At 51.4% G+C, this 22,141-nt stretch carries 23 protein-coding genes, 1 pseudogene and 1 riboswitch; of the genes and pseudogenes, 8 read left to right on the top strand and 16 right to left on the bottom strand.

Annotated features, from left to right (window positions below; translation table 11 throughout):
• Positions 1-8: 8 nt before the first annotated feature.
• Positions 9-665 (bottom strand): succinate dehydrogenase cytochrome b558 subunit, encoded by a 657-nt coding sequence (locus NLX71_RS15735; RefSeq protein WP_254364721.1) that lies wholly within the window; start codon positions 663-665, stop codon positions 9-11.
• Positions 666-927: 262 nt separating this feature from the next.
• Here NLX71_RS15735 and NLX71_RS15730 point away from each other — a divergent pair, with 262 nt between their 5' ends.
• Entirely contained in the window at positions 928-1,836 is a 909-nt protein-coding gene (locus NLX71_RS15730) for a LysR family transcriptional regulator (RefSeq protein ID WP_254364719.1), read from the top strand.
• Positions 1,837-1,856: 20 nt separating this feature from the next.
• Here NLX71_RS15730 and NLX71_RS15725 read toward each other — a convergent pair whose 3' ends face one another.
• The 3 genes from NLX71_RS15725 to NLX71_RS15715 are packed head-to-tail and all read right to left on the bottom strand — an operon-like array spanning position 1,857 to position 5,172.
• Entirely contained in the window at positions 1,857-3,092 is a 1,236-nt protein-coding gene (locus NLX71_RS15725) for a cation:proton antiporter (protein ID WP_254364718.1), read from the bottom strand.
• 54 nt (positions 3,093-3,146) lie between these two features.
• On the bottom strand, positions 3,147-3,806 hold the full coding sequence (locus NLX71_RS15720) for a potassium channel family protein (RefSeq protein ID WP_254364717.1): 660 nt from the start codon (positions 3,804-3,806) through the stop codon (positions 3,147-3,149).
• Positions 3,807-3,819: 13 nt separating this feature from the next.
• Complete coding sequence (locus tag NLX71_RS15715; protein WP_254364747.1) at positions 3,820-5,172, bottom strand: TrkH family potassium uptake protein; 1,353 nt, start codon at positions 5,170-5,172, stop codon at positions 3,820-3,822.
• A 67-nt stretch (positions 5,173-5,239) separates the two neighbouring features.
• A riboswitch (cyclic di-AMP (ydaO/yuaA leader) is annotated at positions 5,240-5,385 on the bottom strand.
• A gap of 232 nt (positions 5,386-5,617) precedes the next feature.
• On the opposite strand from NLX71_RS15715, the pseudogene NLX71_RS26840 reads away from it, so the two are divergent.
• Positions 5,618-7,084: pseudogene (locus tag NLX71_RS26840) on the top strand (CPBP family intramembrane glutamic endopeptidase); the annotation flags it as partial.
• Positions 7,085-7,214: 130 nt separating this feature from the next.
• Here NLX71_RS26840 and uvrC read toward each other — a convergent pair.
• A complete protein-coding gene (gene uvrC / locus NLX71_RS15705; protein ID WP_302058262.1) occupies positions 7,215-9,275 on the bottom strand; it encodes an excinuclease ABC subunit UvrC in 2,061 nt (686 codons plus the stop codon).
• A gap of 90 nt (positions 9,276-9,365) precedes the next feature.
• On the bottom strand, positions 9,366-9,683 hold the full coding sequence (gene trxA, locus NLX71_RS15700; RefSeq protein ID WP_010493653.1) for a thioredoxin: 318 nt from the start codon (positions 9,681-9,683) through the stop codon (positions 9,366-9,368).
• Positions 9,684-9,900: 217 nt separating this feature from the next.
• On the opposite strand from trxA, the gene NLX71_RS15695 reads away from it, so the two are divergent.
• Positions 9,901-10,050: a YqzM family protein gene (locus NLX71_RS15695; RefSeq protein WP_254364716.1), complete on the top strand. Its 150-nt coding sequence runs from the start codon at positions 9,901-9,903 to the stop codon at positions 10,048-10,050.
• A gap of 83 nt (positions 10,051-10,133) precedes the next feature.
• On the opposite strand, the gene dnaI is transcribed toward NLX71_RS15695, so the two are convergent.
• The 3 genes from dnaI to NLX71_RS15680 all read right to left on the bottom strand — a co-directional run bounded on the left by dnaI (position 10,134) and on the right by NLX71_RS15680 (position 13,200).
• Positions 10,134-11,090 (bottom strand): primosomal protein DnaI, encoded by a 957-nt coding sequence (gene dnaI / locus NLX71_RS15690; RefSeq protein WP_254364714.1) that lies wholly within the window; start codon positions 11,088-11,090, stop codon positions 10,134-10,136.
• Between the two features lie 68 nt (positions 11,091-11,158).
• Positions 11,159-12,673 carry a replication initiation and membrane attachment family protein gene (locus tag NLX71_RS15685; RefSeq protein ID WP_254364713.1) on the bottom strand — a complete coding sequence of 505 codons (1,515 nt, stop codon included), beginning with the start codon at positions 12,671-12,673 and terminating at the stop codon, positions 11,159-11,161.
• A gap of 242 nt (positions 12,674-12,915) precedes the next feature.
• Complete coding sequence (locus tag NLX71_RS15680) at positions 12,916-13,200, bottom strand: YuiB family protein (protein WP_174551183.1); 285 nt, start codon at positions 13,198-13,200, stop codon at positions 12,916-12,918.
• Between the two features lie 398 nt (positions 13,201-13,598).
• Between NLX71_RS15680 and hemQ the strand changes: the two genes are divergently transcribed.
• On the top strand, positions 13,599-14,345 hold the full coding sequence (gene hemQ, locus NLX71_RS15675; RefSeq protein ID WP_254364712.1) for a hydrogen peroxide-dependent heme synthase: 747 nt from the start codon (positions 13,599-13,601) through the stop codon (positions 14,343-14,345).
• A gap of 67 nt (positions 14,346-14,412) precedes the next feature.
• Here the strand turns inward: hemQ and NLX71_RS15670 are convergent, their stop codons facing one another.
• Together NLX71_RS15670 and NLX71_RS15665 are read right to left on the bottom strand one after the other, a co-directional pair.
• The gene (locus NLX71_RS15670) at positions 14,413-14,670 is read right to left on the bottom strand and encodes a hypothetical protein (protein ID WP_254364710.1); all 258 of its coding nucleotides are present in this window, start codon (positions 14,668-14,670) and stop codon (positions 14,413-14,415) included.
• Between the two features lie 3 nt (positions 14,671-14,673).
• Entirely contained in the window at positions 14,674-15,864 is a 1,191-nt protein-coding gene (locus NLX71_RS15665; RefSeq protein WP_254364709.1) for an NAD(P)/FAD-dependent oxidoreductase, read from the bottom strand.
• A gap of 419 nt (positions 15,865-16,283) precedes the next feature.
• On the opposite strand from NLX71_RS15665, the gene NLX71_RS15660 reads away from it, so the two are divergent.
• Complete coding sequence (locus NLX71_RS15660; protein ID WP_254364707.1) at positions 16,284-17,270, top strand: NAD(P)/FAD-dependent oxidoreductase; 987 nt, start codon at positions 16,284-16,286, stop codon at positions 17,268-17,270.
• Positions 17,271-17,385: 115 nt separating this feature from the next.
• On the opposite strand, the gene sda is transcribed toward NLX71_RS15660, so the two are convergent.
• Positions 17,386-17,541 carry a sporulation histidine kinase inhibitor Sda gene (gene sda / locus NLX71_RS15655; RefSeq protein WP_254364705.1) on the bottom strand — a complete coding sequence of 52 codons (156 nt, stop codon included), beginning with the start codon at positions 17,539-17,541 and terminating at the stop codon, positions 17,386-17,388.
• 373 nt (positions 17,542-17,914) lie between these two features.
• Between sda and NLX71_RS15650 the strand changes: the two genes are divergently transcribed.
• Positions 17,915-18,373: a cyclic-phosphate processing receiver domain-containing protein gene (locus tag NLX71_RS15650; RefSeq protein ID WP_254364701.1), complete on the top strand. Its 459-nt coding sequence runs from the start codon at positions 17,915-17,917 to the stop codon at positions 18,371-18,373.
• Between the two features lie 104 nt (positions 18,374-18,477).
• Entirely contained in the window at positions 18,478-19,023 is a 546-nt protein-coding gene (locus tag NLX71_RS15645) for a hypothetical protein (RefSeq protein WP_254364700.1), read from the top strand.
• 71 nt (positions 19,024-19,094) lie between these two features.
• Here the strand turns inward: NLX71_RS15645 and NLX71_RS15640 are convergent, their stop codons facing one another.
• Entirely contained in the window at positions 19,095-19,553 is a 459-nt protein-coding gene (locus NLX71_RS15640; protein ID WP_254364698.1) for an SRPBCC family protein, read from the bottom strand.
• 157 nt (positions 19,554-19,710) lie between these two features.
• Positions 19,711-20,019 (bottom strand): hypothetical protein, encoded by a 309-nt coding sequence (locus tag NLX71_RS15635; RefSeq protein ID WP_254364697.1) that lies wholly within the window; start codon positions 20,017-20,019, stop codon positions 19,711-19,713.
• 194 nt (positions 20,020-20,213) lie between these two features.
• Here NLX71_RS15635 and NLX71_RS15630 point away from each other — a divergent pair, with 194 nt between their 5' ends.
• Positions 20,214-20,462 carry a helix-turn-helix domain-containing protein gene (locus NLX71_RS15630; protein WP_254364695.1) on the top strand — a complete coding sequence of 83 codons (249 nt, stop codon included), beginning with the start codon at positions 20,214-20,216 and terminating at the stop codon, positions 20,460-20,462.
• A 231-nt stretch (positions 20,463-20,693) separates the two neighbouring features.
• On the opposite strand, the gene NLX71_RS15625 is transcribed toward NLX71_RS15630, so the two are convergent.
• Together NLX71_RS15625 and NLX71_RS15620 are read right to left on the bottom strand one after the other, a co-directional pair.
• Positions 20,694-21,206: a hypothetical protein gene (locus tag NLX71_RS15625; protein WP_254364694.1), complete on the bottom strand. Its 513-nt coding sequence runs from the start codon at positions 21,204-21,206 to the stop codon at positions 20,694-20,696.
• A 273-nt stretch (positions 21,207-21,479) separates the two neighbouring features.
• A complete protein-coding gene (locus NLX71_RS15620) occupies positions 21,480-21,845 on the bottom strand; it encodes a HesB/IscA family protein (RefSeq protein ID WP_254364692.1) in 366 nt (121 codons plus the stop codon).
• Between the last annotated feature and the right edge of the window lie 296 nt (positions 21,846-22,141).

The following is a 22,141-nucleotide window of genomic DNA, read 5'->3' as shown; positions in this document are numbered from 1 at the left end:
CCTCCCCCTTAACCTTTCGCCATTTTCGGCAGCTGACTGAAATCCGGATTCATAAATGCCGTCAAGGACAAAATAAACATGATGGTCATCACCACGAACACGCCCATCCATACATAAGTCGAAACTCGCTGCGCGCGCGGCCCCACGGTAATCCCCCAGCTGACGAGGAAAGACCACATGCCGTTGCTGAAGTGGAACACGGCCGCAACGATGCCAATACAGTACAAAATGAAGTAAATGGTGTTGGTAGCGATCCCATGCATGTGCACGCCAATCGCCGCTTGCTCCACGTTGCCGAATGAGATCTGCAGGCGAGTTTGGAAGAAGTGGAACGCCACGAACAAGAACGTAATAACGCCCGTTACACGCTGCAGGAAAAACATCTGGTTGCGGAAGTAGCCGTAGTTGGATACGTTGTTGCGCGCCGTATAAGCAACGTACAAGCCGTAGATCGCGTGATAAGCGAGCGGAATCCAGATGCCGAAAATTTCCAGCAAGTACATGAGCGGCAGATCATGCAGCCAGAACACCTGATCCAAAAAAGCCGCATGTCCGCCGCTGAACGCCTTGTAGTTCGTCAGCAGGTGCTCGATCAGGAAGAAGCCGACCGGAATGACACCAAGCAATGAATGCAGCTTCCGTGAAAAGTAAGAATTTTTAAACATTGAAACTCGTTCCCCCCTCAAATTAAGGCTTGTCACCGCTTCGTCAAAACCATTTACCATTGTACTCCCGCGTACTGAGAGCGTCAACAAAAAACGCTATGCCTATTTTCCATGTTCCGACAAGCTTTTATACCGTTTGCGGCAAAAAATGTGAACAAGAAGTGACACATTCCATACTACTCCTGAATCGCTTATAATGGAAGTGCTTATTTTTTATATATGCTTATAACTTATTAACATATGAAAAGGAGGGATACCCGCTATGGAGCTTATCGACGTATTTGCCACCGTCGTCGAGCAGCAGAGCTTGAACAAAGCCTCGCAACTGCTCAACGTCTCCCAGCCCGCGCTGTCTCGTAAAATAATGCGGCTGGAGGAGGATCTCGGCATTCAGCTCTTCGTTCGTAAAGGCAAACGGCTGGAGTTGACCCGTGCCGGCGAGGTATGCTACGAGTTCGCCCTGGAGCAAAAGCGGCTGGAGCGCCGGCTGCACGAGAAGCTGCGGGCGTTCAAAACAAACGTCAAACCCGCGAGCATCGTTATCGGAGCAAGCCTGACGACGCTCCAGTCGACGCTGCCCGACCTGATTACGATTTATACGCGCGAATACCCGAATACGGACATCAAGGCCGTTACCGGCAAAACGCACGAGATCGTGCCGCTCATCAAAGAGAAACGCGTGGACATCGGTCTCGTCGCCTCCATGATTGAAGATCCGTCCATCGTCTGCGTGCCTTTATTCGACGATCCGCTCTGTCTTGTACTGCCCGAAGGGCATCCGTTCGCAGACAAGGAGGAGCTTAATATTCAAGATTTGCATGAGCTGCCGATGATCTTGTTTTCGCGGGGCACATGGTACCGCGTCTTGATGGACGAGATGTTTCACCGCTGCGGGGTACACCCCGACGTCAAAATGGAGATCGACTCGTTCGAAGCGATTACCCGGCTCGTATCCACCTGCAAAACGGCAACGCTCTTGCCCGAATCGTATTTGCGCCGCAATCTGATCGAAGACAACGAGCTGACCGTGCGCTTCATCCCCGAGCTGGAACAAACGAAAAGAACGACCTCGCTGTTGTTCACGGAGGAAGCCGTTCTTGAACCGTCCATCCGCCGCTTCATCGATCAAGCGGTCCGGCATTACCATACGTCGGACGAATATACGTTATAAAAAGCCGGGGAGACGAAGCGTCACGTCTCTCCGCCCGCCTTCTCCTCCAATCCGAGCCTTCGGGCGACATACGCTGTCGTTCCGGCCTGCAGCAGAATGGTCAGCAGGACGGCCAGAAACGTGACCGATGCGATCACGTCCCCATACTTCACGCCCATCCCGACAACCATGCCCGATAATGCCGCCGGGATTACTCCCGTTTCGCGCACCCAGAACATGAATACAATCTCGTTGCGTTTCCATCCGGCCTTGCGGTCCGGAAGCGCGCAGGCCAGCACCGTCAACGGGCGGGCGACCAGCATAAATACGGCGATGACGGCAAGACTCGGCCATAGATGATCGAGAATGACCCGGAAATTCACTTGGCTGCCCAGCATAATAAAGATGAGCATCCGCATAACCACCGTCATATTTTCGGTAAAATGGGCCATTTCGTGCAGCTTGTCGTCCAACTTCAACTTGAACAAATCGTGATTGCCCCAGATGAGACCGGCCACGAAGGTCGCCATAAAGCCGCTGACGTGCAGCACGTCGCCGAGCCAATACGCGCCGAGCGCCGTGACGATCAAGGCGATGGTCGCATAATCCCGCAGCCAGCCGAGCTTGAAGTGAGCCGTGACATAGACCAATACGAGTCCAACGAGCAAGCCGACGACAACACCGCCCACGGCCGTTTGCACAAACCCGATCACGCCAGCGCCAACCGATAATGCCTGTCCGCCTGTGATCGCGCCGAGCACCGAGAAGGTCAGGATTGAGCCGGTCGCGTCGTTGAAGGCGGACTCGCTTTCGACCGTTTCCCGCACCTTCGGACGAATGCGCACCTGCTTGAAAACGGGGATGAGCGTCGCCGGGTCGGTCGAAGAGATGATCGCGCCGAGCAGCACCGCGTACATCATCGGGATGCCGAGCAGCCAGTGCGCGGCAACAGCAACGACGGCGCAGGTGATCAGAACCCCCGGTACACTGAGCAGCGATACGGTGATCCATACTTTGCGAAGCCCCGACAACCTTATATTCCGTCCGCCGTCAAACAGAATAAGCGCCGATCCGGCCGTCAAAATAAACTGGTTCATAAACGAGCTGCTCGGCTCATTCACCAGATGCAGCCCTTGGCCTACGACGACGCCCGCGATCAAAAAAAGAGCGACATCCGGCAGTTTCAGCCAGCTCGCTACTTTTCCGAAAATCATACCGATGAGGAGGATAAATATAATAAGAAAGAGTACGTGTTCGATCATAACACTATTTTCCATTTGTGCCTCTTCGCCTCCTGAAGACTCGGCCCTACTGCGGTCGATCGCCCTTTGTTACCGGATATCGTTCTCAAACGTCTCGATCTGCTCGTTCGTTCCAATGACGACCATAACATCGCGCTCTTCCACCATATCTTCGGCTGTCGGAGCGATGATGACGCCGCTCTTCTTATTAATCGCCACGACGCTGCAGCCGTACCGCGCTCTCGGATCAATCTCCTTCAACGAACGGCCGTTCAAGCTGCGCGGCACCGAAAGCTCCACAATCGTATAATCGTCAGAGAGCTCGATGTAGTCGAGCAGATTGGGCGATACCAGCTGGTGCGCCACCCGGATGCCCATATCCCGCTCGGGATAAATGACGCGGTCCACCCCGATCTTTTGCAGCACTTTGCCGTGCAGCTCGGACAGCGCCTTGGCCACCACCATGCCCACACCGCTATCTTTTAACAAAATCGCCGTTAAAATACTCGCTTGAATATCATTGCCGATGGAAACGACGACGCAATCAAAATTCCGGATGCCGAGCGAGCGGATCACATCCTCGTCAGTAGCGTCCGCCACCACGACGTGCGTCAGCTCGTCGCTCATCTCCTCCACCGCTTCTTCATCCTTGTCGATCCCCAGCACCTCATAACCGAGCTTGATCAGTTCCTTTGCAAGACTGGAACCGAAGCGGCCGAGGCCGATGACTGCATACTGACTACGTTTCATTCGCTAGCTTCCCCTATCCGATCGTAATTTTTCCTTCCGGGTATCGGTACAACTCTTTTTCCGCTTTCGGTCCAAGCGCATAAGCGAGTGTAAGCGGTCCGAGACGGCCGGTAAACATGGTGAGAGAAATCATAATTTTGCCAAAATAAGAAAGCTCCGGCGTGACGCCCATCGTTAATCCGACCGTGCCGAAGGCGGAAGTCACCTCGAACAGCAGCCTCAGAAACGACTGGTTTTCCGTCATGGTGAGCAGCATCGTGACGAAAATGACCAGAAACAAAGCGATCATCGTAAGCGTAATCGCTTTAAGAATGCGATCCTTGCCGAGCCGGTAATGGAACAAGACGATATCTTCCTTCCCGCGGATCATCGCAATCATCGCTCCGATCAGCGTTGTGAACGTCGTCGTCTTAATCCCTCCGCCCGTCGATCCCGGAGACGCCCCGATAAACATCAGGATAATGATAAAAAATTGCGACGCCTGGCGCATCGCCCCAATATCGACCGAGTTCGCACCGGCCGTCCGCGGCGAAACGGATTGAAAGAACGAAGCCAGAATTTTGCCGGACCAGTTCAGCGAGCCCAGCGTCTTCTGATTCGTAAACTCGAAAATAAAGATGACGACCGCCCCAACCACGATCAGAATCCCGGTGGCGGACAGCACGACCTTGGAATGCAAGGACAACCGCTTATGCTTCTTGTAGTCGACGATGTCGGACATGACGACGAAGCCTATGCCGCCTAATATGATCAAGCTCATCGAAACGATGTTCACGATCCAATCGTCCGCGTACGTCGTCAGACTGGTGAATGGAGCAACGACGGAGCCGAATAAGTCGAAACCGGCGTTATTAAAGAATGAGATTGCATGGAATATGCCAAAATAAATGCCTTTGGCTATCCCCAAATCGAATGACCAGCGAATGGAGAAAATAACGGCCGCAACGAATTCGATCGTAAGCGAATAGACGATGACGCGCCGGATCAGGCGGACGATCCCTTCCATGCTCCCTTGGTTCATCGCTTCCTGCAAGATGAGCCGCTCCTTCAGCGATATCCGCTTTCGAAGCACGAAAGCAAACAGCGTCGCCATGGTCATAAAGCCGAGGCCCCCGACCTGGATCAAGGAAATAATGACAATTTGTCCGAACATGGAGTAATGGCTTCCCGTGTCCACCACGACCAATCCGGTTACGCAAGTGGCGGACGTGGCCGTGAACAACGCGTCCAGAAAGGGCGTAGGTTGTCCGCTTTCCGAGGAGATCGGTAAGGAGAGCAGAGTAGCCCCGAGCAGAATGATCGCCGCGAAGCCCATCACTAAAATTTGCGGCGGCTTCAGCTCGATTTTTTTGGCGATAGATTTCATCATACACCTCTGTTAACAGGTTTCAGGCAACAAAAAAGACACTGGAAACCCTAGTGTCGTGTGTAAAGGTTCCTGCAAAAAAAGCCTACGAGGTTAGCTGACGGATTCGGGCTTACAGGCACCCTATCTACAAGCCCCAAGAAGGACTTGCGGAATTCACCCCTAAAATCATGGTTCCCCCGTTTTCGAAAAGAAATTCGGCTTGTTATTCAATTGATATGAATTGAATTATAATCCCGTTTGCCCGGAAGTACAAAGCTGTTTTTGGATGAAATGGCACGAGAATTAGAACCTAAAGTCAGATGTAAGCGTTCTTACACCTATGTGGCTTCGCTTTTCGCGTTTTTACCTTGACATGCTCGCAATATCGATGGATTTTCCCGGAGCATGTATGCTAATTTAAAAGAATATAATGTTATTAATCCGAATCCGATAAGGAGCTCTTATGCTAAAACGATTTTATTCCGCAACTCCCCTGCCGTTGCTTGCCGTCGTCGGACTGTTGCTGTACTTTGGCGTCATCATCGTTTCTCCTTTTTTTCGGGACGCGGAGCGGGTGGACCAAGCCCCGCCGAACACCCCGGAAGTATCCAAGCAGCAAGCGGCCACGGCAGCGACAGACTTTGTGCGCAGCAGGTTCAAGCTGTCCCCGGAGTCGCAAACGAACGTGCTGTATCAAGCGTACACGGCCATTAGCGGCTATCTGCAAAAAGAACACCTGTACAACGAATACGCGAAGCGCTACGGCGACCAATATCCGCTTGAATATTACGAGGTGGAGATCAACGACAAGCGGAACGGAACAACTTATTATGTCGCCGTAAACTACAAAACGCTGCAAATCTTCAGTTGGGAGCGCAGCAAATCTCCGGTTGCAAAAAGCGATGCGGTCAGCTCGTCCGAAGCCGATCCCGCCCGATTGGCGGAGCAAGCCATCCGGGAGATGGGCTACGCGCCGGAGCAGTTCACACGATCTGGTGAACAAGGCAGGGACCGCAACGGGGCTCTCGTCTATGTGAGCAAAACGGAACAAATTGGCGAGGCGAAGCTGGAGCTGTGGCTCGCCGTGTCCGGCGGGCAGGCAGTGTCCTTTAAACCGGTGTTTCCGGCTCCGGACAGCTTTATCTCCTGGCAGCAAGCCCAAGATGAGCGGTCCGCCCTGATGACCAGAATCAGTATGGCGGCATCTCTGATGATGACGTTTGCCGCGCTGATTGTTATCATCTATTATCGGAAGCAGGTCCGCTTCGGGCGCGGCGCGGTGCTGACGATGCTGTTTTTAGCGATCTATCTGACGAACAACTTCAATATGCTGCCGGCCTTCCGGACCATGCACGGAAGCGGCCCCTCGGAACTGGAGGCCGCTATCTATTTGCTGATTATGAATATTTTCATTACGCTGATGGCCGTCTCGACTTACATTTCCTTCCTGGCCGGGCGGCAGCTTTGGCTGAACCGCGGCTGGAACGTGTGGCCGGTATGGCGCGATCCGCAGTTCGGAAGCGAGACGCGAACGGCTATGGTACGCGGCTACTTGATCTGCATGTTCATCCTCGGCGTGCAGCAAGTGATGCTCTTCATCGCCTCGGAAGCATTCGACGTATGGGCAGTCAGCGAGCCGACGGATTCCATTTACAATATGCGCGTACCGGGCTTATTCCCGTTAATGGCTTGGGCTGCGGCGATATCGGAGGAAGCCGTCTACCGGCTGCTCGGCATTGCGCTGGTGCTTAAACTGACCCGCAGCCGGGTGCTGGCCGTGCTCCTGCCCAGCATCATCTGGGCCATGAGCCATACGCAGTACCCGATCTATCCGGTGTATACGCGGCTGATCGAGGTGACGGTGCTCGGCCTTGTCTTCGGATGGGCGTTCCTGCGGTACGGCTTTCTGACCGCGATGTTCGCCCACGCCGCTATGGACAGCATCCTGATGGGGCTATCGCTTATGTATACGGGAGAGCCGCTGCAGGTTGCTCTCGGAGCGCTCTATCTCCTTGTTCCCGCAGCGGTCGGATGGATCATTGCATGGCTCCACAGCCGGTTTAATCGGCGTCCGCCTGCCGTATCTCTTCCTGGAGCTCCTCCGCTTCCGGAGGCGAATCCGGATTCCGGCCGTTTAACGCCGATAAAATTTGGCCCGCCAGCTTCTCACCGATCCCCAGAGGCTTGAAGTCTGCGACTTCGGCCTCTTTTATTTTCTTTAGCGAGCCAAAATGCTTCAGCAGCGCCTTGCGCCGCTTCTCCCCAATGCCGGGAATCGCGTCAAGCTGCGAGACCGTCATCGACTTGGCGCGGGTTTCCCGGTGGAAGGTGATCGCGAAGCGGTGCACTTCGTCTTGAATGCGCTGGAGCAAATAAAACTCCTGGCTGTCGCGCGGCACCGGAACCACTTCGGCCGGATCGCCGATTAGCAGCTGGGCGGTTTTATGCTTCGCGTCTTTGACCAGTCCGCAGACGGGGATGTAAAGCCCGAGCTCGTTCTCCAATACGTCGATCGCTGCAGACATATGGCCCCGCCCGCCGTCGATAACGATCAGGTCGGGCATTTGCAGTCCTTCCTTGAGCACCCGCTCGTACCGGCGGCGCACCACTTCCCGCATCGTTTCGTAATCGTCCGGACCTTGTACGGTACGGATTTTGTACTTCCGGTACTCTTTGCGGTCCGGCTTGCCGTTCGTAAATACGACCATTGCAGATACAGGGTCCGACCCTTGAATGTTCGAGTTGTCGAACGCTTCGATCCGGCGGACGGTGCCCAGGCCGAGCCATTGTCCCAGATTTTCGACCGCTTTAACCGTCCGGTCCGCATCGCGCTCGATTAGACGGAATTTTTCTTCCAGCGATACGCGGGCGTTGTCACATGCCATGTCGACCATATTTTTCTTGAGCCCGCGCCGCGGAATATGCACTTTGACCTTGAGCCAGCTTTCCAGCGCTTCCTTCACATCGGCCTTGGACCCCGATCCGGCGGGGTCGTCCGCTTCCGCTGGATCATCCGCCGACTCCGGATCGGCACCCGCGGAATACGCTGTCCCAGCTTCGGCCACCATTTCCACGTGCGCCTCCATCGTTGGCGCCTCGACGGCGGCGGCTGCTTCCGAGCCTGACGCGAGCGGCTGCCCTTCCGTCCATGCCGGGAGGAACACTTCCTTCGGCAGCGCCGGGTTCTCACTGTAATATTGCGTCACGAACGTCAGGAAATCGTCATACGCTTCGCCGTAGTATGGAAAAGACGACGCATGGCGCTCGATCAGCTTGCCTTGGCGCATATAAAGAATCTGCACGCACATCCAGCCCTTGTCCACGGCGAAGCCGAAGACGTCGCGATCCACGCTATCCGTCGTCGTAATCTTCTGCTTTTCCATGACCGTATCGATATGCTGAATCTGGTCCCGCAGCTCCTTCGCCCGTTCGAAGTTGAGCTCCTCCGCCGCTTCGTGCATTTTGCGGGTAAGCTCCTGCTCGATCTCGTTATGTCCGCCGCTGAGAAACCGGCTGATTTCGTGCACCATCTTGTCGTACGTCTCCTGCTCGACCTCGTATTCACAGGGCGCAATGCACTGTCCAAGATGATAGTACAAGCATACGCGGTCCGGGAGCGTCTTGCATTTGCGGAGCGGATACAGCCGGTCCAGCAGCTTCTTCGTCGCCCCTGCGGCGTACGGGTTCGGATAAGGACCAAAATATTTGGCCTTATCCTTCTGCACCCGGCGCGTCACTTCCAGCCGGGGATGCTTTTCGTTCGTAATTTTGATGTATGGAAACGACTTGTCGTCCTTCAGCAGAACGTTGTATCGCGGATAATATGTTTTGATCAGATTGCACTCCAGAATGAGCGCTTCCATGTTATTGGCCGTCACGATGTACTCGAAATCGACGATATCGTTTACAAGCAGCTGCGTCTTGATCGTATGGCTCCCGGTAAAATAAGACCGCAGCCGGTTGCGCAGCACCTTGGCTTTGCCGACATAGATGATCGTGCCTTCCCGGTTCTTCATCAGGTAGCAGCCGGGCTGCTCCGGGACGAGCGACAGCTTGTTTTTGATTGCTTCCCGTATTTTTTTCCGGTCCTGTCGATCCGGTTCCCCTGCATATTCGGTCAACGAATTCCTCCCCTTTCCCAACGGCAAAAAGCTCTTTTTCCAGCATAGCAGAAAAAGAGCTTTTTCTCACGCAATCCGCAGGCTGCCAAATTATTGGTGGCGGCTCAATACGTTTTTCAGCGCATCTTTGGACTGGAAGCCGACGATTTTATCGACCGGCTGGCCGTCTTTGAACACGATCAGCGTCGGAATGCTCATTACGCCGAAACGGGAAGCGGACTCCGGATTGTCGTCCACGTTCACTTTCGCGATTTTCACACTTTCGCCGATTTCTGTATCCAGCTCCTCCAACACGGGAGCGATCATTTTGCAAGGTCCACACCAAGGAGCCCAAAAATCTACAAGAACCGTACCGGATCCTTCTACTTCAGTCGAGAAAGATTGGTCAGACACATTAACGATAGCCATGATTCAATTTCTCCTTTTGCGGAAATAATGTCAACATGTAAAGTATACCACATCGAGAGCCTTTTTCAACCGAGCCAATGTTTGCACAATTGTCACTTTACATCCTTTACAATAGAATGCGACTTTGGGTATACTAACCGTATATGAGTATCGCTACGCTGCCTAAGCTGTGCCGTCAGGCGGCTTTGCCCGGCACAACCCGAAGGAGGAACCTTGTATGAACGACTCGACAAGAAATCCCGAACTGCACGTGTATGAAGAAAAACGGAACGATTTTATCGACGTTGCCACGGGCTTCGGCGTGTTTTTCGCCATCCTGTTCGTGATCGGTATCATCGCGACAGCGGCTTCGCTTATGATGAAGTAATGATGGCCCGGCCGTTGCGAAAAGCCTCTGCTTGATCCTCCATTTCCGGAGGGCGGCAGAGGCTTTTTTGTGCGTTTTAGGATTCAGGGCCGCGCTCCTCGCTTGTTATACCCGTTCACCATGACCATGTCGACGAATGGTCGAATCCGGTCCATGATGCGCCGTCCTTTGAACTCCTCGTCCCCGTCCTTGCTGGTAAAGCTGAAATGCTTCTCCAGCGCGTCCAAATCGTGATTAGACGTGAAGAACGTCGGTTTGCGGTTCATCCGGTAATTCAGAATCGCTCCCATCACATGGTCGCGAAGCCAAGGATTCAAATTCTCCGCCCCGATATCGTCGAAGACGAGCAGATCCGTCTCTTTCAGGATGTCGATCGTTTCCTTCAGCTTAAGCGGATCTTGGAACATCGTTTTCAGATCCTCGGCAAAATCCGGCATGTACACGATCGCCCCGCTGTAGCCTTCTTTTGCCAGCTCATAGAGCAAATAGCACATCAAAAACGTTTTGCCCGTTCCGAAGTTACCGGCTAAATAGAGGCCCGTTGGCTGTAGACCCTGCTGACGAATCGTTACGATGTATTGCATAATCCGGCCGATCGCTTCTTCCCGGTCCGGGTCTTTATCGAAAATTTCGAGCGACGAGTACCCTTGGGACAGCGCCCGCTCGTCCACATAGAAGCTCCGAATCCGGCTGCGGACCGCATCCTGCGTCGCTCTGGCGATAAATTTCTTGCATGTCACCTTCTGATCGTACACCCGGGTCCAATCGTCTCCGGGCTCAACATTCAGCACCGTATAATGACCTTCCATATCGTTCGGACAACGGTCCAGCCCCGGGCAATTGTTGCAGTTATTATATTCCGTAATATATTGGTGCAGCTTGTTCAAATTCAGCTTGATCGTCTGGCTGTCGAGCTCCGGGTGTTTGGCTCTCAGCTTGACGATCAGCGGATCGGAGGCAACTTCCCGCACCTTATTTTCCGCCTGCTGCAACAACTGACGTCCCTGACCGCCCCGTAAAAGTTCCCCAAGCGACTCCATCCGCTGCACCTCCCCATTGATTGCTAGCCGGGCCTCGCTGACACTTCTCTGGTATGATTATGTCTCTATTACAGCTTGCCGTCGAGCTGCTGCGCCATTTTACGGAGCGCTTCCCGCTCGGCCGCAGACAGCGTTTTCGCTGACGGTGTATCCTTGACGATCGGAATGACCGGCTTCTGCCGCCCCCGGCCTCCCCGGGCCGGAGCATTCGCGCTGCTTGCGCCTGCGCTGCTTGCGCCTGCGCTGCGGCGCGTCCGCTGCTGCTCCTGATACTTCATTTGCTCGCGGATGTACTGCACCGCTTCTTCGAACGTACCGACCTGCTTGGCCAGCATGTCCGTGACGCTGAATTCGATGGACGCTCTCGACCAGGAACGCTTATTGACATACATGTAATGAATCAGCACGTTCATGACTTCCTCGCGCAGGCCGTAGTTCAAATCGACCTTGGCCAGCGTATCGAGCAGCCCGTCCGGTATGGAGCCTTGACTGAAAATCTTCTCCAGCAAAAACGTATACGGCTCATTGCGCAAAATGTAGTTGTATTGATGCTGGTTGCATTCTCCTTGAAACAAATCGGGCACTTCGAGGTAATATTCCATCTCGACGATTTTGTCTCCCGCCGGTGCCGGGCTATTGCTTGCGCGGTCCGTCTCGCCGGCTTTATCCGCAATCCTCGCCATATGCCGCGTCCGCTCTTCGGTCCGCTTTTTATCCTGCCGGAACACTTGATTGGCTTTGTGCTGCAGCAGCTCAAGCACGATCCGGCCGTCTTCGTCAAACACGCCGTCTTCGTCCAAAAGCCGGCATACGTCGGTCAGGAACAGGTTGTACTTTTTCGCTACAAAATTGATCGTCGCCAACTGCTCCGGCTCGTATTTGAGCCGCTCCACGAAGTCCCGGTTTACCGACTCCCGCGGGAAGTGCATAATGATCTCCGCATATTGGTAGCCCTTGTACATGACCTCCGGCTTCGCTTCGGCAGGCTTGGACGCCGCCGATTCGAAGAACGCCTTCTCCAGCTCGTGATCGATCACCTGCGTATTCAGACGGAACAGCTCGTAGAACGGCACGGACAAATTTTCGGTATTGGCGTCGGCCATTTCCTGCGCTTCCGGCAGCACCAGCTCGTCTCGCAGCGCAAACACCGCATATTTGCCGACCTTATCCCGCAGCAGCAGCGTCAAATGCTGATTCCGGAAAAATTCCGTCGGCGGCAGGGGCGCAAACAGCGTGTACTCGTACACGTAATCATCCGAAGCGGCCGCAAACCGGCGCGACGTTTTGAGCAGTCCCACCGCTTCCAGCCTTGAAGTCTGCTCGATGAGCAGCTTCCGTCCGTTCTCGCTCGCTTCCAGCTCCAGCGCCAGAAACAGCTTGCGCTGCTGCTCCATCGCCGAATGCCCGACTTTGTCCGCAGGCAGCTGCTGAAACAGCGTCATATATACGCTGACGGCGTAAGCGCCGATCATCGGCTGATACACCGCGGCCATCATCTTGTAATCCAAGCTGCTTAAAGCGAAATCCCGCACGACATAGAAACGGTGATATTCGGAAAAATGCAGCAAATTCGTTATCCGCATTCGGTCAAAACTCCATCCGTGATTCAAGTGTTTACTCTCCATTTTATCACACAAATCGACAATGAGGGTAGAAGGAAAAAGCAGGCTTTTTGGGGTTTGGAGAGGTAATTTTTTTGAGGGGCGCAGGCTTGGGGGGTTGCGCTGCCCCCAAAAAAACATAAGCTCTGCCAAACGGCAGAGCCTGCTAGAAAAGAGTAATAAAAAGCAAAACCCAAAAACAAATAACCGAAAAAACCGAGAAATTAAAACATTTTAAACCCTTTTTCACGAAGGGATTTGATCGTAGAGCCGCTAAGGATGGCGCCGATCAGGCCGCCGACGGCTGGGACGTAATCGGCGAAGGAATATTCGGCCAGGTTCGAAGCGAGCGAGCCGGTGCCCCAGCCCCAATAAATGACCAAGCCGATCAAGAGCGCTATGTATCCGTAAATAGGGAACCAAGTCGTTTTCATAAGCATGTTTAGAATAAAACCGAGCCCGAAAAACAGCACGAACAACAGCACGGTTACGATGATCAATTGCAGCAAAACGGACAGCTCCTTTCCATATGCCTATATTGTATAAAAAAACAAAGGCGCGGTAAAGTGAGCCGTTGTGAACGAAATATGAAAAAACTCACAGGCGCGAGCTAAAAAAGAGAACAGATAAAACGGTACCAGCCAATCGCCGCGATCCAAAACGGGATGCTGATGAGCGTCCCCATCAAAATGCCTAGCGTTAAACGGTTTGTCATGACGGACGCCTCCTTTAACAGGTACATCGGCTTACAGACTCCGAATTGTAATAGCATTTTTATGTGAAGCGTTCACAAAAAGTTCGCTCTTTCGTCACGGAGCCGCATTTGCCCTTTGCGGCCGATTTCGCTACAATAAAACAAGCAACTGGCAGCAGTGCCCATTTTGAAGGAATAAGGGAGTGACCGTTAATGAGTGAAGTCGTACATCCGTTGGATGGCTGGTATAGCTTGCATGATTTCCGCGCAATCGATTGGAACGTCTGGAAAAGCTTGACCGCTCAAGAAAGAGCGCGCGCCGAGGACGAACTGCATACCCTGCTCGGCAAATATCAGAGCACCGAGGACCAAAAACAAGGCAGCACTGCCTTTTATTCCATTGTCGGGCAAAAAGCCGATTTCGTCTTCATGCATCTGCGTGAGACGCTGGAAGAATTGAACGAGTTGGAAACCGAATTTAACAAATCCATGTTTGCGCAAGTGACGATTCCAACGTACTCTTATGTCTCCGTGGTCGAGCTCGGAGCTTATATGGCCAAGCCGGGAACCGATCCGATGCAGGACCCGGATGTCGTGGCGCGCCTGAAACCGACCCTGCCGAAAGCGGGACACATCTGCTTCTACCCGATGAACAAGAAGCGCGAGGGCAACGACAACTGGTATATGCTACCGGCCGAAGACCGCCGCAACTTTATGCGCGGACATGGAATGATCGGCCGCAATTATGCCGGCAAAGTGAAGCAAATCATCGGCGGCTCCGTCGGTCTGGACGATTGGGAATGGGGCGTTACGCTGTTCGCGGACGATGCGCTGCAATTCAAGAGAATCGTTCATGAAATGCGCTTTGACGAAACGAGCGCCCGCTTCGGGGAGTTCGGCGATTTCTATGTCGGCAACTTGCTGAATCAAGAGAAAATGGCTTCGATGCTGAAGCTATAACGGGCCAACCCGTCCAAAAAACCCTTGCTCGCATTCGCCGAAACGAAAGCTGCAAGGGTTTGCTCGTTTATTCGTCGTCTTCATCCAAGAGTCCCTGTTCTTTACGCCGCAAGTACTCTTCCGTGTCCCGATCGCGCTGCCGCGATTTTTCCTTCAGCCGCTCGATAGCCGGAAGAATGAGGATGTCGATTTCTTTCTGCACGATATACGACAGGTCGTAACGGTTCTGCGATTCGAGGTAATGACCTACATCGAGAAGAGCGTTGTATCGGTCAAGCTCCTCCCGAGTAAGCAGCCCCCGAACCTGAATGCTGCAGTTGCGCATAGTCTAAAAGCGGCCTTTCTTCAGCACGAGCGGAATGCCGCCGATGATGTACAAATAGCGCAGGTCGATGAGCTTTTTCATCACGGCCGCGGTACCGCCCTTGATCTTCTTGGAGCCGACGATTCCGATCGCTTCGCCGCGTCCGAGAGAGGCTACGGTGCCTTTCGGCTTATACTCGAACTTTTTCAACTCGGAGCCGCGGATTTGCGCTACCAGATTGTGCGCGCACACATCGGCTTGCTGCATCGAGATTTGCGCCGTTGGCGGATAAGGACGGCCTTCCGGGCTCATCACGATCGAACAGTCGCCGAGCACGTACACGTTGTCATGCCCTGGAGCATGCAGCGTATCATCGACCTTGATGCGGCCGCGCATCGTCTCGAAGCCGGCTTCCTCCAGCATATGATTGCCGCGAATGCCGCCTGTCCAGATGACGGTAGCGGATTTGATCTCTTCACCGGTTGCAAGCACGACGCCGTCCGGGGTACACTCTTTGATCGCGGTCGCGATTTTGAATGTGACGCCTTTGTTTTTCAATACGTTCATCGCGTACTCGACGAGCTCGGGGTCGAAGCCTGGAAGCGCCGTCGGAGCCGCTTCGATGTTATATATTTTTACGAGGGATGGGTCCACGTCGAATTCTTTGCACAGGTCCGGAATCCGGTCGGCCAATTCACCGACAAACTCGATTCCAGTGAAGCCGGCGCCGCCGACAACGAAGGTCAGATAGTCCGTACGGGAAGGCTCACGCTTGAACTTCGCGAATTGGTACTCCACGTGCTCGCGGATGAAGCGAACGCTGTTGATCGAGCGAATATTCATCGCATATTCTTTCAGCCCCGGAATGCCGAACGTTTCCGGTTCGCCGCCCAAGCCAATGACCAAGTAATCGTAAGACAGCGTTCCCTCTTCCAGAATGACTTTTTTCTCTTGCGGCCGAATTTGCACGACGGTCGATTTCACGAAATCGATCTTGAATTCATCGATCAGCTTCAGAATGTTCACGCGTGCATTTTCGGGGTTATCCGTTCCTGCGGCAGGCATATGCAGATGGGTCGTAATATAATGATAGTCGTGTTTGTTTACAAGCGTGACGTCAGCTTCATTATAATTCAGCTCTTTTTGCAACCGAATAGCCGTTACGATCCCACCGTATCCTGCGCCTAAAATGACTATTCTTGGAATTCGACTCATGGTTCTATCCCTTCCATCACATATTTTTCTATATAGTATATGAGTTTGAAAACTGTTTGTGAAAAATTACACAAGCGACGCCGAAAAATGGTTTTCTTCCCACAGGGTTCCCTCCGGCGTTTAAAAATATAAGCAAATGATGTGTATTTATACCAACAGTTTTGACCAATTCAAATGCAATAATATAATGGTGCGAAGCAAATAGCAAGTTTTATTTTGATTAAAAACCCAGGAAAATCGCCAGATTAACTAAGGTATCCACTCGATTCCTTCGGCTGCTGCCTTTTGCCATATAAAAACTTTATCAGGCTAATTAATTATATCACTCATTGAAAAGTCTAATTTATATTTTCAATGCCGTGACCTTATGATTATAATTAGAAAGGACCTTACTATGTTTCGGAGGTGTTTGACCCACCATGAGCAGCGAAATCGTTGACATTATTATCGTAGGCGGCGGCCCGGCAGGGATGTTTGCGGCGTTTTACGGAGGAATGCGCCAAGCTTCCGTTAAATTGATTGAAAGCATGCCACAACTGGGCGGTCAGCTCGCAGCGCTTTATCCGGAGAAATACATCTATGACGTAGCCGGCTTTCCGAAGGTAACGGCGCAAGAGCTTGTTAATAATTTGGAAGCGCAAATGAAGCATTTCCCGCTCTCCATCTGCCTGGAAGAAAAGGTATTGAAAGTGGAGAAAAAAGATGAGCGTCTATTCGAAGTGACGACAGACAAAGGCGTCCATCAATCTAAAGCGGTCATCATTACCGGTGGCGTCGGCGCGTTCGAACCGAGAAAGCTCGAGCTCCCGGAAGCCGCGCAATACGAGAAGAAAAACCTGCACTACTTCGTCAGTGACCTTCACCGTTTCGCAGGCCAAAAGGTACTGATCAGCGGCGGAGGCGATTCTGCGGTAGACTGGGCTCTGATGCTGGAGCCGATCGCGGAGAAAGTAACGCTGATTCACCGCCGCGACAAATTCCGTGCACATGAGCACAGCGTCGAGAATCTGATAAAGTCCAAGGTGGAAGTCATCACTCCGACGGAAATCAAGAGGCTCGAAGGCCGCGACCAAATCGAGCAAGTCGTACTTGCCCATTGCAAAACGGGCGAAGAGCGCGTCATTGATGTCGATGCCGTAATTGTCAACTTCGGCTTCGTCTCCTCCCTCGGTCCAATCGCCGAATGGGGACTGAACATCGACAACGGATCCATTATCGTCGACTCGCGGATGGAAACGAACGTGCCCGGCATTTTCGCAGCAGGTGACATTACGACATACCCCGGCAAGCTGAAGCTTATCGCCGTCGGGTTCGGCGAAGCGCCGACCGCCATCAACAACGCGAAGGTGTACATCGATCCGACAGCCAAGCTGTCCCCGGGCCACAGCAGCAACATGAAATTGTAAATATACTTTCATCTATATTTTCTTTAGCCGAAAAGATCGCTCTGTTACCAACAAAAGCGATCTTTTTGACTTTCAACAGGAGAATCACTTTCTATATAAAAGAAAAAAAGCCCGGTCAGCTGACCTGGGCTTCACCTTCTTTGTAGAAGTCTAAGTTGATTTGTCTCCTCTTGATCTCGTCTAACAACAATCCGACAAAATCTTCTTCGAGTTTCAAATCGACGGCTTTGAAATAGGAGTCCACTAAAATCTCATTACTGATCAGTTTCATGGGAACAACTCACCTTATTCTGGTAATGTAAAATTATATTAACATGCGCCCAAAATTAGAACAACCGTTCCATTATCCACATAGAATTGTGCATATCTTGTGAGTATTATGTTAATAAGTGTCGAATATACGTCATTGGCGGGGTGTATAATGTGGACAAAGTTATACACAAGCAGCGTACCGTTTTCGTGATAAAAAAATATGATCGGGAAAGACCATTTTACTCCATTTCAACTATAATAGAGTAATTTAGGAATAATCTTGTCATTTGTTGTTTAATCGTCCCTCCGTCGGTTGAAACTATGCAGTGTTTCGTCGTAATGCTCTGGAACGTGATCAAAGGCCTTCAAGTTGTGCTGGAACGATAACTGCTATGCTGCGTGCGGACGCTACTTCGACCAAGAAGTGGCATTTTTGGCGTTCGCCGAATAAACGGCGCGCCGTGGCTGTGCCGCAGTCCAAGCAATCTAAACGTGCGGTGCGTATGCTGGAAGTTAAAGAGAGGCGATGGCATATGATGAACGTGTATTTGGATGACTTGCGTCCGTGCCCGAAAGGTTTTACGCTGGCGAGATCGGTTGAGCAGTGTATCGATTTGATGTCGTCCAGACCGGTTAACATCCTGTCGCTCGATCATGATCTGGGTCTCGGCAAAGCCAGCGGCTACGATCTGGTCAAATATATGGTCAAGAAGAACCTGTATGCAAAAGAAATTATTATTCACAGCGCTAACCCGATCGGGCGGCATCTTATGTGGACGCTGCTGCAGAAGCATAAGCCAAGCAAGGTCAAGCTGTCGGTTCGACCCCAGCCATTGGCGTTTAGGATTTAACCGGCGGATGCGGATATGATACAATGAAGTATCTGTTCGCACGTTCGCTGCCAACTACGGCAGGGACCCGCGGAATAAACCCATGCTTAGATAGGAGCAGTCACGTGAATGCCAATGTGCTGAATTTTGAAGGAGACTCGCCGAAAACGGTGGCCAAAGCCAAGCTTACCGACAACCCGGATATCGTATTCGAAGCGCTTCAAACGATTGCGATCCGACGGGAGGACGCCGACTTTTGGCTGAAATTTGCTTCCGAATGGGGCGGGGCTTTGTATTTGCTGGACGAGAAAAACTTCAAGCAGTTCGAGCGCGGGGATATCGACCCGCAGGCGTTTGAATTCGCGCGAAGAACGTATCGGCTCGGCCTTATTACGCTAAGCGCCTTGTATGACAAGCTGAAGGCTTGGTCGGATTCGAATCCGCAAGAGGACTACCAGCTGGCGATGAATGTATTGGAATGTTACTTTTTGCCGAGCTACCTTGACGACTACGGCCGCGCATACGCGCCGGGAAAGAAACAGGGCCAGGCCTACGTTGAAGCGATTCGGCAGGCCTTCGGCGAAGGCGACGGCCTTGAGCAAAAGGCGGAAGCCCTGCAAGCGCTAGTGCATGAATATATCGAGCATCTGCATGCCTACGCCAAACAGTGAGCCGAACATCAACCACGACAAAAAAGCGGACTACTTGTATGGGATCGTCCGCTTTTTGCATGGGTCGGCATTCATCCGGCTTGCTTCTCCGCCAGCTGTTTAATGTAGAGATTTCGTTTCAGCAAAAAATCTCTCATGTACGCTTCGAGAAACATCTGGTCCGCCAGCTTGCCAAGAGGCCCTAATGGAGAAGTATAATCAAATTCGTCGATCATCAACGTTCCCGAATCGACGGCGCAGAACTCATGCGTATGCCGAAACCGCTTGAATGCGCCCCGGACCATCTCGTCCACAAAATAAAAAGGCAACTCAAACTCCGTTATTTTCGCGGTCAACCGCTGCTTGATGCCAAAATGGACGGCCTCCCACGTCACCGTCTGCCCTAGCTCAATCAACCCGCTCATGACTCCGCCGATCGCTCTTTCCTTCGTTTGCGAAGTTGATTGGGCATGAACGTCGATGCTTCGCGCCAGATCGAAGCAGGTTTCAATCGGCGCTTCTATGTACAATTCGGATCTGATTACCGGCATATTCGTCCTCCTCTCCAAATCGAACGAAGCGCTGCGTCTTCCACGCCCCCCGATAACAAACACCTGTTCTGATATTACTACAAAATGGTTATTTGAGCAATGAAGCGCCGATCCGGTTCGAGGAGCTGTTGATTTATTTTTCCAAGAGGGCCCATCTTCAACGAATAAGGCTCAATTTATCTGCATCATAGAGCACATGGAAATTCAAAAGTTCGTAAGCAGTCATGGCATAGAGCTTTTCGTGCAGATCGAAAATAGCGATTTCCCCTTTATGCGTCTTGCCTAAATTTAATCTGGCGCCACACTCCACGTAAATTCGATGATTTTGCGTCCGGGAAGCCATGGTATAATGGACAATATGGTTTAAAATAAAAAATGCATGCGATTCGTCCGGCGTCAAGTATGCATCTGTCAGTTCAAAATCATTTTCGCCTGCTTCGAGAACAAGAGTTACCCTCTTCAACATGTTCTGCCACTCCTTATTGTTTTTTTAATTGCATTCGTTCGGCAATTGAAGCTGCAAAAAAAGAATACTGGTATCATGAACGTTAAACGGTCACATTATTACTATAACAATTGATCGTTAAACGGTCAATAGATTGCTTTTTGTCTTTTTGTTATATTTATTGCAAGTGGAAGATTGAATAGGAGCTTATTAATATGGATATTAACGATGTGAGACTACACTGTCATCTTGGCGAAATTATAAAGAAGAAAAATATTTCGGCGCTTAAACTCTCAACCGAAATAAAATATCGCCGATCAACAATTAATGACTTGATTAATAATGTCGATATGGAAAATAAACGAATCCCTGCGGAACTTATAGCCAAATTATGCGCTTATTTTAACATCACTCCAAACGAACTTTTTAGCGTAGTACCAAAAGACGGCAGCCACTCGGAATAAGGGAGTTAACCTCTACACCGACAAGCTGCCGTCTTAATTTTTGACATGCGTTATAGCATATGTTGTTATACAGTTGGGGGGAGTCTATGGAGCCTAGCCTGCCAATTATTGGCGAAAAATAGGAATTAAATGAAGAATCCAAATTATGGTACCTTTTGCCTGGTACCGAATTATCGATAAGAATCAGCCTAGTCCCGGACAGCCTGATCATCCAAAGAACTGGCGGCGGGCTTATTTCTTCTTCAACGCATCTATATCATCTGCAAAAGCTTTACTATACTGCTCGAATAATCCCGTATTAAACTTATAACTCTTGTCATTGGCTTGGGGCTTATTTTCCTTAAGCTGTTTGTACAAGTTATCGATTTCACTCGATAGTTTAGACCATACTTGCTTCACATTATCATACTTCGCATCCAACCCCTTTATACAAGCATCATATTCCGCTTTCTTCTCCATCGCTTTACCAAGTCGGTCAATTGTGAAATCTATGTCTAACTCCTTGCCTGTGCTGCTAGTACCCCTACTTTTGTACGAACCGATGTTTACGAATCCTTCGTTCCAAACATTCACGGTTATAAACCTGTCAATCTCAGCTAGCTTTGATTCTACTGTAGGCTCTTCCTTTTTAGTAGAAGCATCCGTCTTATTAGCAGAGTTCGCAATCGATTTCTGAATGGCCTCAGCCAGTTTTTGATTTCCTTTTATATCAGTTATCCCTATATATATCGGATTTTCCAACAAAATTTTGAAGGGAATTTCTGAAGAAGTTGTCCTAACTACCTGGCTTCAAATCGCGTGTGCCACCGAAGGTAATCACCGGCGGACCAGCGCCCGGCCACCACCAGCTCCGAGCGGCACACTTTTTGTATGTACTACATACATGTTTTTAAGCTTCAAAATAAAAACCTCCCAACGTTGTATTCCGAAGAATAACGTCAGGAGGTACGGAGTTCGCAAACCATAAATAAAAAAATTCGGGCTGTTATCGTTCATTTCGCGCGGACCAGCCGCGCCTCAATCCTCGCAAGGCTGTGCCAGCTTTTCTTCTTCCGGCTTCGTGCGGAAGCTGGAGCCGCAGCCGCATGTGGCTACTGCGTTCGGGTTCTGAATACTGAACCCGCCGCCGATGCCGGTGTCTTGGAAATCGATCTCCACGCCGTACAAATATTTGGCGCTCTCCTCGTCCACGACGACCTTCAGTCCGTGGATGTCCATGACTTTGTCGCCTTCCTGCTCGTTGTCGTCAAAGCCCATCCCGTAGGAAAAGCCGCTGCAGCCGCCTTCCTTGACGCCTACGCGCAAGAACAGATTCGGAGTTGCTTCCTCCGCCGCGAGCATTTCTTTAATTTTATCGCAAGCCGTTTCGCTGATTTTAATCATACCGCCATGCCTCCCTTACCTGCTCAAAAATGTACTTCTATATAGAAGTATACTCCTTCCGGCCTCGGTCCTCAAGGGCTGCCTCATTTGCGGCTGTCCGTTTTGTCGGCTTCATGAAAATAGGAACTAAACCCTATCTTGTTAGATTCTACAACAAGAATATAGTTTTAACGATTCATGTATTGCCCCTCTCCGGCAGTAGGTTTATAATAAGGAGTATTGTTTATCACACATGTCATTCGGGAGAAACGCATTGTCGGTTTGACCAAGCGCTCAAGCGAAGCTTCGTATTTCAT

Origin of the sequence: Paenibacillus sp. MZ04-78.2 (assembly GCF_024213375.1) — a bacterium.
In the GTDB taxonomy this organism is placed as follows: Bacteria; Bacillota; Bacilli; order Paenibacillales; family NBRC-103111; genus Paenibacillus_G.
This window is presented reverse-complemented; position numbering and strand designations above follow the sequence as displayed.